This window comes from Paraglaciecola sp. 20A4, assembly GCF_011378905.1.
Lineage (GTDB): Bacteria > Pseudomonadota > Gammaproteobacteria > Enterobacterales > Alteromonadaceae > Paraglaciecola.
In genome coordinates, this window is record NZ_WTPY01000005.1 from 49,581 (window position 1) to 65,101 (window position 15,521).

The 15,521-nt window shown below is 42.4% G+C and carries 18 protein-coding genes; 10 read left to right on the plus strand and 8 right to left on the minus strand.

The annotated features are described in order from the left end of the window. Window positions 1-68: 68 nt before the first annotated feature. The 7 genes from GQS54_RS07395 to murA all read left to right on the plus strand — a co-directional run bounded on the left by GQS54_RS07395 (window position 69) and on the right by murA (window position 4,747). The gene (locus GQS54_RS07395) at window positions 69-866 is read left to right on the plus strand and encodes an ATP-binding cassette domain-containing protein (RefSeq protein WP_166423375.1); all 798 of its coding nucleotides are present in this window, start codon (window positions 69-71) and stop codon (window positions 864-866) included. Beyond that, entirely contained in the window at window positions 867-1,646 is a 780-nt protein-coding gene (mlaE, locus tag GQS54_RS07400; protein ID WP_166423376.1) for a lipid asymmetry maintenance ABC transporter permease subunit MlaE, read from the plus strand. Between the two features lie 13 nt (window positions 1,647-1,659). Next, on the plus strand, window positions 1,660-2,124 hold the full coding sequence (gene mlaD, locus GQS54_RS07405; protein ID WP_166423377.1) for an outer membrane lipid asymmetry maintenance protein MlaD: 465 nt from the start codon (window positions 1,660-1,662) through the stop codon (window positions 2,122-2,124). Between the two features lie 30 nt (window positions 2,125-2,154). Further along, window positions 2,155-2,805: an ABC transporter substrate-binding protein gene (locus GQS54_RS07410; RefSeq protein WP_166423378.1), complete on the plus strand. Its 651-nt coding sequence runs from the start codon at window positions 2,155-2,157 to the stop codon at window positions 2,803-2,805. Next, on the plus strand, window positions 2,798-3,130 hold the full coding sequence (locus GQS54_RS07415; RefSeq protein ID WP_166423379.1) for an STAS domain-containing protein: 333 nt from the start codon (window positions 2,798-2,800) through the stop codon (window positions 3,128-3,130). The genes GQS54_RS07410 and GQS54_RS07415 overlap by 8 nt, the downstream gene beginning before the upstream one ends. A 28-nt stretch (window positions 3,131-3,158) precedes the next feature. Continuing rightward, window positions 3,159-3,416, plus strand: coding sequence for a BolA family protein (locus GQS54_RS07420; RefSeq protein ID WP_166423380.1), 258 nt, complete (start codon window positions 3,159-3,161; stop codon window positions 3,414-3,416). A gap of 71 nt (window positions 3,417-3,487) precedes the next feature. Continuing rightward, a complete protein-coding gene (gene murA / locus GQS54_RS07425; RefSeq protein ID WP_166423381.1) occupies window positions 3,488-4,747 on the plus strand; it encodes a UDP-N-acetylglucosamine 1-carboxyvinyltransferase in 1,260 nt (419 codons plus the stop codon). Window positions 4,748-4,822: 75 nt separating this feature from the next. On the opposite strand, the gene GQS54_RS07430 is transcribed toward murA, so the two are convergent. The 3 genes from GQS54_RS07430 to GQS54_RS07440 form a co-directional block, all read right to left on the minus strand. Continuing rightward, window positions 4,823-5,884 (minus strand): trypsin-like peptidase domain-containing protein, encoded by a 1,062-nt coding sequence (locus GQS54_RS07430; protein ID WP_166423382.1) that lies wholly within the window; start codon window positions 5,882-5,884, stop codon window positions 4,823-4,825. A gap of 102 nt (window positions 5,885-5,986) precedes the next feature. After that, window positions 5,987-7,357, minus strand: coding sequence for a DegQ family serine endoprotease (locus tag GQS54_RS07435; RefSeq protein ID WP_166423383.1), 1,371 nt, complete (start codon window positions 7,355-7,357; stop codon window positions 5,987-5,989). Window positions 7,358-7,450: 93 nt separating this feature from the next. Beyond that, window positions 7,451-7,891: a DUF1043 family protein gene (locus GQS54_RS07440; RefSeq protein WP_166423384.1), complete on the minus strand. Its 441-nt coding sequence runs from the start codon at window positions 7,889-7,891 to the stop codon at window positions 7,451-7,453. Between the two features lie 242 nt (window positions 7,892-8,133). Between GQS54_RS07440 and zapE the strand changes: the two genes are divergently transcribed. Together zapE and GQS54_RS07450 are read left to right on the plus strand one after the other, a co-directional pair. After that, complete coding sequence (gene zapE, locus GQS54_RS07445; RefSeq protein ID WP_166423385.1) at window positions 8,134-9,240, plus strand: cell division protein ZapE; 1,107 nt, start codon at window positions 8,134-8,136, stop codon at window positions 9,238-9,240. A 112-nt stretch (window positions 9,241-9,352) separates the two neighbouring features. Continuing rightward, window positions 9,353-10,087, plus strand: coding sequence for a YebC/PmpR family DNA-binding transcriptional regulator (locus GQS54_RS07450; protein WP_166423386.1), 735 nt, complete (start codon window positions 9,353-9,355; stop codon window positions 10,085-10,087). Between the two features lie 118 nt (window positions 10,088-10,205). On the opposite strand, the gene GQS54_RS07455 is transcribed toward GQS54_RS07450, so the two are convergent. From GQS54_RS07455 to GQS54_RS07475, 5 genes are all read right to left on the minus strand, one after another. Further along, window positions 10,206-11,273, minus strand: coding sequence for a 5'-methylthioadenosine/S-adenosylhomocysteine nucleosidase (locus tag GQS54_RS07455; RefSeq protein ID WP_166423387.1), 1,068 nt, complete (start codon window positions 11,271-11,273; stop codon window positions 10,206-10,208). A gap of 180 nt (window positions 11,274-11,453) precedes the next feature. Further along, the gene (gene folE, locus GQS54_RS07460; protein ID WP_166423388.1) at window positions 11,454-12,008 is read right to left on the minus strand and encodes a GTP cyclohydrolase I FolE; all 555 of its coding nucleotides are present in this window, start codon (window positions 12,006-12,008) and stop codon (window positions 11,454-11,456) included. Window positions 12,009-12,234: 226 nt separating this feature from the next. After that, entirely contained in the window at window positions 12,235-12,411 is a 177-nt protein-coding gene (locus GQS54_RS07465) for a hypothetical protein (protein WP_166423389.1), read from the minus strand. Window positions 12,412-12,529: 118 nt separating this feature from the next. Further along, window positions 12,530-12,958 (minus strand): CopD family protein, encoded by a 429-nt coding sequence (locus tag GQS54_RS07470; RefSeq protein WP_166423390.1) that lies wholly within the window; start codon window positions 12,956-12,958, stop codon window positions 12,530-12,532. 37 nt (window positions 12,959-12,995) lie between these two features. Further along, entirely contained in the window at window positions 12,996-14,675 is a 1,680-nt protein-coding gene (locus GQS54_RS07475) for a chloride channel protein (RefSeq protein ID WP_166423391.1), read from the minus strand. 104 nt (window positions 14,676-14,779) lie between these two features. Between GQS54_RS07475 and GQS54_RS07480 the strand changes: the two genes are divergently transcribed. Continuing rightward, window positions 14,780-15,493: a DUF6776 family protein gene (locus GQS54_RS07480; protein ID WP_166423392.1), complete on the plus strand. Its 714-nt coding sequence runs from the start codon at window positions 14,780-14,782 to the stop codon at window positions 15,491-15,493. The last annotated feature ends 28 nt before the right edge of the window (window positions 15,494-15,521 follow it).

Here is a 15,521-nt window from a genome sequence, read left to right on the forward strand (position 1 = left end):
AATGCCCGCAATTAATCTGCCCTTAGTAGTAAGTGTTTGATTTACCTAACAGGAATACAACAGTCTTAATGGAAAATTTGCTAGAAATAGACAACCTTACGTTCTCCCGCAGCGGCCGTGTTTTGTATGACGATATATCATTGCGCATAGTGAAAGGCAAAACCACGGCGATCATGGGACCCAGTGGCATAGGCAAAACGACTATGTTGCGATTAATTGGTGGTCAGTTAAAACCAGATAGCGGAGATATTCGCTTCAAGGGTGAATCTATACAGGACATGAGTCGCAACCGACTTTTTACGGTTAGACGTCAAATGAGCATGCTATTTCAAAGCGGTGCATTGTTTACTGATATGACGGTATACGACAATATCGCGTTTCCATTGCGAGAACATACTAAACTGTCCGAATCGGTCATTAAAACGATAGTATTGTTGAAATTACAAGCCGTTGGATTACGCGGAGCAGCGCATTTGATGCCTGCTGAGTTGTCTGGAGGTATGGCAAGACGTGCAGCGCTCGCAAGAGCTATTGCCCTTGACCCTGAACTCATCATGTACGATGAACCTTTTGGCGGACAAGATCCTATTTCCATGGGGGTATTGGTTAAGCTGATAAAAGCGTTGAATGATGCGCTTCAACTGACCAGTATCGTGGTAACGCATGATGTGACTGAAGTACTCACGATTGCTGACTATATTTATATATTAGCTGAAAAGAAAGTAATCGGCAGTGGTACACCTGAACAAATTAAACAAAGCGATTCCCCTCTTGTGCAGCAATTTCTAAACGGTGAAGCCGATGGGCCAGTGCCGTTTCATTATCCGGCAGACAAGCTTGAAAACGCCTTTTTAGGAGTGAAGTAAATGCAGTGGTTGGCGGATATTGGGCACAATACAATCGATACAGTTCGTTCCTTCGGGCGTGCATTTTTAATGTTGGTAGGTGCGATTATCGCGAAACCACAACTGATAAAAAATACGCCATTGACCATAAAACAGATATATGTGGTCGGTGTTCAGTCACTGTTAATCATAATTGTATCAGGATTGTTCATCGGTATGGTTATGGCGTTACAAGGCTATACGATTTTAGTCGATTACGGGGCAGAAGGTAGCCTAGGACCCATGGTGGCACTCTCACTGTTGCGCGAATTAGGCCCAGTGGTTACCGCTTTATTGTTTGCTGGTCGTGCAGGCTCTGCATTAACAGCAGAAATAGGCTTAATGAAGGCCACTGAACAGTTAAGTAGTTTAGAAATGATGGCGGTCGATCCGCTTCGTCGAGTTGTTGCCCCGCGCTTATGGGCCGGTATTATATCGATGCCAATGTTAGCGCTAATATTCAGCGCAGTAGGCATATTGGGTGGACATATTGTCGGGGTAGATTGGTTAGGCGTAGATGCAGGTAGCTACTGGTCAATTATGCAGTCTAGTGTCGACTGGGATAAAGATATAGTTAACGGCATTATCAAGACCTTTGTATTTGCATTTGTTATCACTTGGATCGCGATATTTAAAGGATATGATTCTATCCCTACATCAGAAGGGATAAGCAAAGCCACCACTGAAACCGTGGTATTTTCATCTTTAGCAGTGTTAGGACTAGACTTTATCCTAACCGCATTAATGTTTGGTATAGAGTAGGAGTATAAAAGTAATGTCGTCACGGAAAGTGGAAATTATGGTTGGCTTGTTTGTGGTACTGACCATAGCAGCCGGATTGCTATTAGCTCTCAAAGTAGTTAACCAAGGCATGTCCAGTAACACGGACTCTTATACCTTGTATGCAAAATTTGACAACATTGGCGGCCTTAAAGCTCGCTCGGCAGTAAAAGTGGGGGGCGTGACAGTTGGACGTGTCGACAGTATTAGCCTAGATCCCGATGGTTATACACCCGTTGTCGCACTAAAAATTTCTCAGAAATATACTAAATTTCCAGAAACTAGCTCAGTGTCAATTTTGACCTCGGGCTTACTCGGTGAACAGTATGTTGGTTTTCAACCCGGTTTTAGTATCGACGGCATCGCCGATCTTGCTGAGGGCGATTACATATCTGATACCAAATCAGCATTGGTTCTAGAAGACCTAATTGGTCAGTTCCTATTCAGTAAGAACGATTAAAATTTATAAACTTTGGACTTAAAATACCCCATGAAGCAATTAACACGAATATTTAGCGTCGCAGTCATTTTAATTTTCAGCAGTGTTGTCTCGGCCGAAGAAGTGAACCCTTATAAACTACTGGAAGATGTGGCCACCAAAACGTTCGCTAGAATCAAAGCAGAACATGTTGAAATTCAGAAAGATCCTGAAATACTACGCACTATCATCGAACAAGATCTTCTGCCCTACATCGACTATAACTTTGCCGCATTAAAGGTACTAGGTAAACATTTCAGAACGGTTCCTAAAGACAAAATCCCTGAATTCATCCAAGTTTTTCGTCAGTATTTAATCACAACCTACGCGTTAGCATTAACGTATTACAATGGCCAGGAAGTCATATTCCAGCCGATGCAAGACACGCCAGAAGACAAAACAGCAACCGTGCGCGCAGTGGTCAAAGAGCCAGGCCGTCCTGATATCAAAATTTCCTTTAAATTACGTAAGAATACCAAAACCAACGAATGGAAGGCATACGACATGGTCGCTGAAGGTATTAGCTTACTGTCTAGTAAACAGAGCGAATATGAATCAATTTTACGTCAAGACGGCATTCAAAAAGTCATCGATATTATGAAAGAAAAAATTGCTCAACCCATTACTTTAGAGCAAGCCAAAAAGGAAGAAATTAGTGAGTGAGTCGAGTGCTTCACATATCACTGTTGAAAATCACCAAGATACTCCTGGGTGCTTTGCACTCAGGGGAAAGCTTAACCGTGAAACCATCCCAAATTTTTGGCCTAACAGTGTGCAACAATTAGCCAGTGCTAAGTCGAGCAATCAACCTCTTGTATTAGATTTAACAAATATTGAGCATATTGATACCGCGGGCCTAGCATGGTTAATCAACCTTATACGTGACACTAAGGCCCAAGATATTAAATTTCATTTAGTTAATCCCCCAGAAACCCTACTTAATTTAGCTAAAATAAGCGACGTAGAGGCCTTTTTACCGTTACAATAACTGTTTTATTTTAATCTTGGGGAAACCAATGCAGAATTCTGAAATCGAACAGTTACTAATTGAAAAACTTGGCTTAGCAGAAGCCCATGTTAGCGGCGATGGGTCACATTTTCAGATTATTGCAGTTAGCGATCAATTTGAAGACATGAGTCGGGTAAAAAAACAGCAATTTGTATATGCACCCTTGAGTGACATCATTGCGCAGGGAACCATGCATGCCATATCAATTAAAACCTTTTCTGAAAAACAATGGAAGCGTGAACGTCTTCTTAATATGCCTCAATAAAATGGCCTTTTAGCACAGCCTTTCATCTGTTTTACAATCTATCACTGTGTACAATTCATAAGAGCAATTCCATGGACAAACTACTCATAAAAGCGTCGAAGCCATTACAAGGCTCAGTACGTATTTCCGGCGCTAAAAACGCGGCATTACCTATTTTAATGTCAAGTATCTTAGCCGACTCCACTTGCTACTTTGATAATGTTCCTGAACTCAGAGATATCAATACCAGCTTGGCCTTGTTGGCTGAATTAGGCGCTGATGCTAAACGTGTTTCTGGCCATTCAGTGGAAATCGATCCAAGTTCCATTAACAACTTCAACGCCTCATATGATTTAGTCAAAACCATGCGCGCTTCAATCTTAGTATTAGGCCCACTTCTGGCAAAATATGGCGAAGCGAACGTTTCGTTACCTGGTGGCTGTGCTATTGGAGCACGTCCCGTGAATCTTCATTTACAAGGTTTGGAGAAAATGGGTGCGCAAATCGATGTAGAAGCCGGTTATATTCGAGCAAAAGTAGATGGACGCTTAAAAGGCGCGAACATATTTATGGATGTCGTCAGCGTAGGTGCAACAGAAAACCTAATGATGGCTGCATGTTTGGCCGACGGTGTCACCATGTTAGAAAACGCAGCCAGAGAGCCTGAGATTGTTGATTTAGCCAATTGCCTAAATGCGATGGGCGCTAAAGTAAAAGATGCTGGCAGCGACAAGATACGCATTGAAGGCGTAGAGCGTCTGCAAGGTTGCCGTTACACGGTGTTACCCGATCGTATTGAGACAGGCACATTTTTAATTGCTGCAGCAGTAACTGGCGGCAAAATTCGTTGCGAAAATGCCGCTCCTGACACCTTAGATGCAGTGTTAGACAAACTCGTGATGGCTGGCGCAGTCATCACCACAGGTGAAGACTGGATTGAACTTGATATGCAGGGGCATTCACTAAAAAGCGTGAATATTAAAACCGCACCGCATCCCGGTTTTCCAACTGATATGCAGGCACAGTTTGTCGCACTTAACTGTGTGGCTGAAGGCACCGGTGTTGTGACTGAAAATATCTTTGAAAATCGCTTTATGCACGTACCTGAATTGCAGCGTATGGGCGCCAAAATTGATTTAGAAACCAACAGTGCAGTGTGCCACGGTGTATCAAGTTTAAAAGGGGCACAAGTGATGGCAACAGATTTACGCGCGTCAGCAAGCTTGGTGATTGCGGGTTTAGTCGCTGAAGGAGAAACAATTGTTGACCGTATCTATCATCTAGACAGAGGATACGAGCATATTGAAACTAAGCTTAACGGCTTAGGGGCAGATATTAGACGCATTAAATAGCGTCTTGAAACAAGCCTGGCATTTTAGTTATTGAAGCACAACTCAATAGCTAAAATGCCAAGCGGGTAATGATATTTATGGTCGACCTAGTTCGGCAACCACTACCGTTAAGGTCAATAATTCCCCGCCTCGGCTCACTTCTACTTGAAGTTCACTACCCGGCTTAGATTCTGCAATATAATCCAATGTTTGAGTAACACTATCGGTTGGCTGACCATTAATGGTTAACATAACATCATCTGTTTTAATGCCACCTTTATCAGCAGAACTGCCAGGTGTAACACTGGTAATTAAGATACCTGTGCGACCGTAAACTTCAGCCGCACCAACACCTAACTGTCCGCGCGTAACACGGCCATTAGCGACAATCTCATCCATTACTTTTTTAGCAAGACCATAAGGGATAGCGAAAGAGACCCCATCGACTTCTTTCACCCGTCGTTGGCTATCTAATGTTTTAAAATTAGCGTTATTGATGCCAATTAAATAACCATTACTGTCGACTAACGCCCCACCGGAATTACCCTCGTTAAGCACGGCGTCCATTTGAATAAAATCAAAATAAGCAGCCAAGCCGTTACGTCCAACGCGACTAACAACACCTTGAGTGATTGTTTGCCCTAAGTTGTATGGGTTTCCAATGGCTAAGACCAAATCCCCTACACGGGTGTCAGGGTCATCTAATTGAGGGATGACATGTAGGTTGTCTTCAGCCACTTTCAAAACAGCTAAATCGGTGTAAGGATCATAACCCACAATTTGCGCTTCAGCCCTTCGTCCATCCTGTAGGCCAACTAAGATACTATTGGCATTAGCAATGACATGCAGGCAGGTAAGAATCAAGCCGTCTTCAGTCATAATCACACCCGAGCCTAAACTAGTGCGCTCAACAGCCTGACTGCGATTATAAATACTACCGCTTTCAATTGATTGACTGTAAATATTAACCACCGCAGGACCAGACACATTGACCGCATGATTGAAACTAAGCTTGTCAGATGTTTGCCGTACAGGGCTGAACACAGCTAAGTTTAGTCCGCTGCCGTGACGTAAATCAGGCACCAAAAGGAGTACTACTCCAGAGATGATGACACCGACTAATGCGGATTTAATCAAAAATGTTAATGAATCTTTCAAGGGACCTGCTAATAAAAGCTTACTTATCAGAGGTTAAGAATAACACTGAAGGGAAAAAGTTAATAGCAGCCCAGTACCGGGGCTGCTATTAAATTGATATTACTAACGGATTACCAAATAAAGGGTAGATAAACCACGTTTCACATTAAGTGCAATAACCCCTTTAGATTCATCAAGTGCGTTGCGTAAATCAACAACATTGTCGATTTTATGCCGGTTAACGCCGATGATAACGTCACCGTCTTGAAGGCCAATAAGAGCCGAAGGCGAGCGTGCGACTAGGTCTGAAATAACGACGCCATCGACGCCTTGCTTCGTTTTACCGTTGGTTAGCGTAGCGCCTTCAAGCGCTGGGTGAATCTCTTTTGCTGCAACGGTATTTTGAGTTGCATCCCCTAATACAACCTGTACTTGTTTTTCTTTACTTTTACGAAGCAACGTTAAGTTAACTTTTGATCCTGCGCCTTTACTGCCTATTTTAGCGCGAAGTTCCAAGAAACTTGTAACGGGTCGTCCTTCAATTTCGACAATAATATCGCCTGCTTGAATTCCACCTTTGTCAGCGGCTGAACCTTCAGATACTTCACTAACAAAAGCGCCTCGACTGACATCTAGATTCATTGCTTCTGCTAAACCTGAATCCACATCTTGTCCCAAGATACCGAGTAACCCACGACGTACTTCGCCAAATTCTATAATTTGGTCAACCAAGCTTTTCATCATATTAGCAGGGATCGCAAAACCGATGCCTACGTTACCGCCGTTAGGACCAAATATGGCAGTGTTAATACCGACTAACTCACCATTTAAGCTAACCAATGCTCCACCTGAATTACCACGGTTAATTGCCGCATCAGTTTGGATAAAGTTCTCATAGCCACCAATGTTAAGACCTGAACGACCCAAAGCACTAACAATGCCAGAGGTGACCGTTTGGCTTAACCCAAATGGATTACCAATAGCGACCACGAAATCACCCACACGGACTTTATCTGAATCCGCTAATGGGACAGCCACTAAATTTAAATTATCGGTATCAATTTTAAGCAGTGCAATATCACTTTGCTCATCGGCACCAAGTTTTTTGGCTTTTATTTCACGCCCATCATTTAATTTAACGGTAATTTCATCAGCATTGTCGACCACGTGGTTATTTGTGACGATATAACCTTTTTTAGCGTCAATTATCACGCCCGATCCCAACCCTTTAAATGGCCGTTCTTGGACTTGCTCCCCATTTCCACCGAAGAAACGTCGAAACACTTCAGGTACTTGTTGACGCGAAACCTGTGTGCCCTCAACAGAAATAGTCACTATCCCTGGAGTGGTTTTTTCCAACATTGGCGCAAGGCTAGTAACAGGTTCATTGTCACTAGAAAAGAATGGCAAGGCGGCGTTTGCAGAACCGGCAATCATTAAGCTTGCCGCAAAAACACAACTGGTAATGGCAGTGCGGTTGATAACTTTACTCATTTAACGATAACTCCATTGATAACTTATTAGCTAAAATAAACACAATAAAGACTGTGGGCTACTTTAAAAAGTTCCCACAGGAATGTTGCCTAGCTACTTTGACTGCTTTTCAGCGCCAGGTTTTTCTGAACCACTAAACAAACCAGAGCTCTGATTTGAAAAATCTAAAGGTTGCACATCTGCACTGTCTTTATCGCGCTTCACTTCCTGCTCTTTATGTTGTAAGAAAGGTGATGCGTGCTCTCCAAAAAAGCTGACGTTACTGCTCTGAGCGTCACTATTTAGAAGCTCTAATGACTTTTCGTACTCATCTAAATTTTGATTTAAAATTTGGCATTGTTGCTCTAGTTGCGCAGCCACTTTTCTGCTTTGAGATACATGAGTCAACGACTGTTGCACCATAACATCTTTTAAGGTTTGTTCTTTTTGGTTGTCTTTCGACGATTTCGTGCTTTCAAGGTAGACATATTTTGCAACAAAGAAACCAATCACAGCGCCAACCAGCACTAAAACCACACCAATTAACCAATCCATACCTACTCCAATAATAAGGTTGTGAAAGTAACTCCCACCTAAAAAGCGGAAAATTACTCAACGCTACAATAACTAACGGCAATAATTTATAAACTATACAAGCTGACAGCGCAAAAAACGCCGTGTTTTGATATTATAACCCTGTCATGCATTTATGCGGTCATTAAATTTGTATTCAATACCCCAACGTCGTCAGTATCGCGAATTTTAAGGTCATTCAGTAGAAGGAAAAAACACGCCTTATGTCAGCTTTAACACCTTGGCAAAAATATCAACTAGACCTACAGCGCGAAGACTTTCACTCAGATCCAGCTCAAGCCAATGCAGTTAAACAATTGCAACGTTTGTATGATGAACTCGTAGAGCCTTATCGAGAACCCAGTCTTTGGACCAAGATTAAGTTCGTAATCGGCAAAGATGCGCACGCCAACGCTATAAAAGGCTTATATTTTTGGGGTGGTGTCGGTCGAGGTAAAACCTATTTAGTCGACACCTTTTATGACTGCCTACCGTTTGAAAGAAAGATGCGAGTTCATTTCCATCGTTTTATGCACCGAGTACACGAAGAATTGAAGAGCCTCGCAGGCCAGTCTGATCCCTTAAAGACCATTGCGGCAAAATTTTCCAGTGAAGCAAAAGTTATTTGTTTCGATGAGTTTTTTGTTTCTGATATTACTGACGCCATGATTTTAGGTACTCTGATGGAAGAAATGTTCGCCAGGGGAATTGTACTGGTAGCCACTTCTAATATTATCCCTGACGAGTTATATCGTAATGGCTTACAACGATCACGCTTTCTGCCAGCGATAGCCTTAATCAATCAAAATACTCAGGTCATCAATGTTGACAGCGGAGTGGATTATCGCTTGCGCACGCTGCAACAAGCCGAGATTTATCACTACCCACTGGGACCGACAGCAACTAACAATCTTTCTGTTTATTTTAATCAGTTAGCATCTGATGAATGCCATCACGATGGGGCTATCATCATTAAAGGTCGCCCTATTCCTGCCATTCATTATGCTCAAGGTGTCGCCATGTTTGAATTTCGCGCCCTGTGTGACGGACCCCGCAGTCAAACGGATTACATGGAATTAAGCCGTTGCTACCATTCTATTTTGCTCGCTAATGTGGAACAAATGGGCCTCGCTATCGATGATATTGCTAGGCGTTTTATCGCCATGGTAGATGAGTTCTATGAGCGCAATGTTAAGTTGATCATGTCGGCCGAAGTACCCCTTGAAGATCTTTACACTCAAGGCAGTTTGAATTTTGAATTTCGTCGCTGTCTCAGCCGATTGAAGGAAATGCAGTCACACGATTATTTGGCGACTGAGCATCTACCCTAAACAATCACCCTAAACGTCTTGTAACCTCATCAAAGGGTTTTGTACAATTCGTGCGTTTATCGGTAAAATCTCAGTCATATCATTATATTTGTATCAAAAAAAGAGAACATAAATGGGCAGAAAGTTTGAAGTACGTAAGGTTTCCATGGCAAAAACTGCCGGCGCTAAAACCAAAGTCTATTCGAAATACGGTAAAGAAATTTACGTTGTTGCTAAAAATGGTGGCCCAGATCCTCAGGCCAACCTATCGTTACGAAGATTGATTGAAAAAGCTAAGAAAGACCAAGTCCCCAGTCACGTAATTGACAAAGCCATTGATAAGGCTGCCGGGGGTGCAGGCGAAGACTTCACACCAGCACGCTACGAAGGCTTTGGGCCGGGTGGTTGCATGGTCATTGTTGACTGCTTAACTGATAACAACAACCGCACCATCACAGATGTGCGCAACTGTTTTACCAAAACAGGGGCTAAAATAGGCGTAGCAGGCACGGTCGGCCATATGTTTGATCATCAAGCGGTATTTTCTTTTCCTGGTGATGATGAAGATGCAGTATTAGAAGTGTTGATGGAAGCAGACGTCGATGTAACAGACGTAGAATGTGAAGAGGGTATGATAACCGTATTTGCTCCTCATACTGAATATTACAAGACACGTACAGCCCTTACTGAACAAAATCCGGACCAAGAGTTTGAGGTTGAAGAGATAACGTTTGTTCCACAAACTGAAAGTGTTGTTTCTGGGGATGACGTTGCGATGTTTGATAAGTTCATCGACATGTTAGAAGACTGTGACGACGTTCAAGACGTTTACCACAATGCAGTCGTAGAACGTGATGAAGAGGAATAAAAACGAGCACGCTCAAACATCATGTTAAAAGCGAATAAAAACACCGTCAATTGACGGTGTTTTACTATCTAACGAATTTTTCTAATCGTTTATTGAAATGTAGTATATAGAACGCTCGTTATTGCTTTTCTAGTGCGACAACTTCGTCCAACACGCCTAACAAAAGTTTAGCGCCTGTGCCCGACGCGATACCGTCAAAAACATTTTCTACATTTTTGCCTTGTTGCCCACCAGCCAAATCACTGATGGAACGAATGACGACCCAGTCAACATCATTCACAAAACACACTTGCGCAACGGCAGCTGATTCCATTTCTGAAACATCGGCATTAAACACGCGTTGTATCCATTTTCGGTATTCGGCATTATCTAAAAATACCGAACCTGTTACGCCATTTCCGCCCACTTTTACGTGAATGGCCTTACCTGATGGCATCGCGATGGGACTCACCTTCTCAAGCGCTTTTTTGGTTAGCATTAACAGTTCAGTTGACGCGCTAAAGTAAGGTTTTTGTCGCGGGCTATCCCATCCCTCTTTTATAACGGCCATTTCTTCAGGATGAATGAACCCAAAATTTTCATAAGCTGGGGAATCTGGGTCTTGCTTACGGCGTTCTAAAAAAGACGCTAATGATTTTTCGTAATAATCAGGCAATACAAACTCGCCGGCTTTCTCTGGGTCTGGATTGACATAAACTGACTCATCGTGGAAATACCATCTTGCTGGTACAGAAATATCGCCAGGAGAAAACTCACTGCTAACAGCGCCAGCAATACCCATCATAATCACTCTATCAATGGGGAAGTAATCCAGCGCCATTTGCATTGTCATTGCCGCATTAGGTACGCTTATCCCAGTGGTGAAAATAACGATTGGCTCACCTTTATAGGTACCTAACTGATACTTTACGCCTTGGAAGGTCACTGTTTTGCTGATCTTGGCATCTGGCAACTTAGCAATAGCGGCATCAATAGCCTTTATTTCAGGCTCATACGCCGCCACAATCGCAGTCCATTTATTTTCTACATCAAAGGTGCGAGGACCATACTGATTCATGGACTCAGTGCTTTTTGCATGCGCATTTATGCTCACAAATACGCTGGTAAGCATCAACGAGCTAAGCAACGAAACTGTGGCTACATGGCGCATTACGCGTTGAAAAGAAATATTGGGTTTAACTGTCATGTGAATTTCCATACAAAAGTGATGCAGGCGCACCATATTGGAGCAAAGATATATGCATATAACGTGTTTATGCACGTTAAAACGTTTTGGAGAAAAAAGTATGATAAAAGCATGCCAATTCGTTAGAAAAAACGAAGTATTAGCATGCTTTTAAAGTATTGACAGGAATCGACTGAGAATTTATTTGCCAATCAGGCGCAAAAATTCATTTCGTGTGGCATCTGATCTACGCATTCCACCGAGCATAACTGACGTAACCATTGACGAATTTTGCTTTTGTACGCCACGCATTGTCATGCACATGTGCTTACCTTCCATGATAACGCCTACTCCAGCAGCACCGGTTACTTCCTGGACCGCATCAGCAATTTGCTTGGTCAGTCCTTCTTGGATCTGTAAACGTCGCGCATACATGTCTACGATACGAGCAAACTTAGATAGCCCTAGAACCTTACCCTTGGGTAGATAGGCAATATGACAATGACCAATAAAGGGCAAAATATGGTGTTCACACAATGAATAGTATTCGATGTTTTGAATCACCACCATCTCGTCTGTGTCTGCCTCGAATATAGCGCCATTAACTACTTCATCAAGGTTTTTTTCATAGCCGTTGGTCAAAAAACGCATAGCTTTGGCGGCTCGTTTAGGTGTATCCACTAAACCACCACGCGCGGTGTCTTCACCTAAAATCGAAAGGATTTGCGAGTAATGCTGGGTTAAATCATCTGACATTAAATCTGACTCTGTAATTAGAAATAGACTGGCAACGTTGAAGAGCAGTTAACTTAGGGTTAGGACTTTACTTGCGCGCCATACAATCGAAGAATGATAGCATTTTCTTTGCCTTGGGATAAATGCCTGATGACAGATCTGTGTCATATTCATTGCGACAAACTACATAGAGGGTTATTAAACGGGTTTATCAGAAAATAAGCAGAGTATTTAGATATAAAAATTATTATTTTAAACGCTTCTCATAAGCAGTACGCATATTTGCAATATATTCATCAAGTGCCAACTTAGCGCTCTCATACGCTTCTGCTCTATCGGGGGAGTTAGGATGCTTTTTATATTCTTCAAAAGCGATATCAGATTGACGCAAAAGGGTTCGTAATTTTACCTGCACAACATCCATATTATGACTTTCTCTGATTAGTTTTACCTTTCCAGATTAGCAAATACCCTGTTGAACGCAAACAACATGTGGCATGTTTTACAAATATTTACACTCTGTCCTTACCTATTGACTAATGTTAAACAAACTTAACCACAGCCAAGCATACAATGGCGAGTAAAACGAGTACCGGCGCTTCGTTTAAGAACCGGTAAAAACGCGATGAATGCTTATTTTCATCTCGAGCAAATACCTTAACAAGATAATACAAATAAAAGTGATAGCCATAAATCAGTACGACCAATAAAAGCTTTATATGCAACCAACCGGCACTAGCAAACCATGACACGCCATATTGATAAATAAGACTGACACCAAATACCAGAGTCAACACAGCAAAAGGGGTAATGAAAAACCACAACTTACGCTCCATCACTTTGAATTGATCACGCACCGCCTGAATATCCGTTTGAGCATGGTATACAAATAGTCTGGGTAAATAGAAGATACCCGCCATCCACGCCACCATAAAAAATACATGTAATGCTTTGAGCCACAAAATAGTCAATTAACTAACTCCGAGTAATATTGTTATGGGTAAATTATTAAAATTGCGCCTTATGCAAATAACTACGCAATGTGTTCCAGGTGATCACTCCCGTAATATTGCTTGGCTCGCTTTCGTAAATATACACCGCGCCCTGACGACTGCTTTGTAATAACTGATAAACCTCTGCCAGTGTCGACTGAAAAGAGACGCCTTGCATGGTAAAATAAGCCAATGAAGACTCTTCCCTGCTAAGGCTCACATCGTATTGAACAAGTGAAAACTGCGAATCAATTTCAACGCTATTACGTTGCACAACCGGGTGAGTTGGTGACGTTTCCAAAAACTGCAAAATATGGTATTCCTGAGCATTGTTAAATAACTTGAATTCTTTGTCCATTACCGCCAACACCCCAGTTTTTTGCAGTGCTTCTAGCACGGGCGATGTGGTATAGGGTAATTTTTGATAATCTAACTGCCGAATAAATATCGAATTATTACCCAAGAACTGAGTAGACGTGACATAGGCTGGTACGATAACCAGAATAGCTGGTAAAATAAGTTCAGGGCTATAAGATAACTCCATAACAGCAGACAAGGCTGCAAGGGGGGCATGCACCACCGAAGTCATTAAACCCGCCATGCCAAGCAAGGCAAAACTCCCACTAAGCTGTTCGACGTTATCAACGGCTAATCCCAATGGCGCAACAAGCAACGCACCACTGAGCATACCAAGCACAAAGACAGGACCCATAATACCGCCGGGGATCCCTAAGCCAATTGCAATAATGGTAATAAAAAATTTAGCGCAAAGCACCGCGACTAACAAAGCTACATCTTGCTGTTGCAATACCATTTCGTGCACCGAAAAAAAGTGTGCCCCCAATGCCTCGGGTATTACGTACCCCACCCCACCCGTTATTACGCCAGCGATCAATAAACGTTTTATCATATTAAAACCCTGAAAAAGGTGCATTACCTTCATCAACGCATTGTTGAATAATGTTGCTAGGCCCCCGAGCAAAATGCCGAATAAAATCAAGTACAGGTAAATCCAACGACTGAATTCAAAAAACTCAATAAAGGCTAATTCTTGAGCTTGGCCAAATACGGCTCTGGTCATAACCGTGCCTATTGCGGCAGCTAGCATAATAGGAATAAAGATATGAATTTTATATTCACGTAGTACGACCTCCATCACAAATATGACAGCGGCAAATGGCGTATTGAAAGAAGCGGAAATCCCTGCAGCAATTCCACAACCAGACAGTATACGAATGCTATTGTGCGGCAATTTAAGCCATTGCCCGAAGAAGCTACTGCCAGCAGCGCCAAGATGCACAGAAGGGCCTTCTCGTCCTACTGAAAAACCACTGGCCAATGCAAATGCGCCACCAAAAAATTGATTTATTGTGGTCCGAAAAGGAATATGACCGAAAAACTGCTTAACGCGATGAATTACAAATGGAATACCCATACGGTATTGCTTAAAGCCTGTTAAATAGGCGACAAATAGAATAAGTAACACCCCAATAACGGGCAAAACAAGACGCTCGATACCAGATAAAGTCGTAAAATTATTAACCTCGTCTAGGTATAATAGTTGTAACCATTCCACGCTTAAACGGAAAAGAATAATCACAGACGCAGCGCAAACCCCACCAATAATACCCAAGGCACACAATTGAATAGAGGTGCGCGGCGTAGCCAGCTCTTGTCGAAAAGCATTAAGGGACATATATTAGCGCTATTAATACGATACGGAATTACAGCATCTTATCACAAGCCGCTGTAATGTAAGGAATTACCTTATATCGTTGGCTTTAGTGTACCAGCAAGGTTATGCAGTTTGTGAATTATTCAGAGTTAAGGCGCTATTTCGGCCCCTATCAATTTTATACGGTTTGCTCCTTAATCATATTAGCGACCGCTTATTTGGCTTTTTCTCTTGGCTTCAATTTAAGCCAAGAGCAACAGCAACTTTTAACCCAACTTAAAAGCAGTAGCGAGAACCTGAGGGTTGAAAACGCCACACTTTCTCAGCAAGTAAATGTAATGAGTGTGGAACTTGACATTGCTCAATCCGCCCAGCGCAATTTGTCTCAGGAAATAGAGCAAGCGCTGAGTCGCGAGGTGTCATTGCGCAAAGAACTGGCTTTCTATCAACAGGTCATGGCCCCTGAGTTGAATGCCACGGGATTGGCCATTGACGGTTTTGCGATAGAGAAAACACTAAGCGAAGGGTATTTCAGGTTTAAGCTGGTTTTACTGCAACAGGATAAGATAAAAACCACCCTGAATGGCAATGTGAAATTAGTTTTGCATGGCAGTGAAAATGGACAACCCGTGAATTATTCTTTAGAACAGCTCACCCAGGAGCAAAGTGAACCTTTGCAATTTATTTTCAAATATTTTCAAATGTTGGAGCGGGAATTTCAGCTTCCACCAGACTTTTCCCCTGAAAAGGTGGTTATCAGCGCAGACGTCTATAAGTACAAACGCAAATTAGGCAAGGTGAACAAAACATTCGATTGGGTGCTATCGTCCAGTGAATAGTTGACTAGAATAGTCAGGTATTAGATAA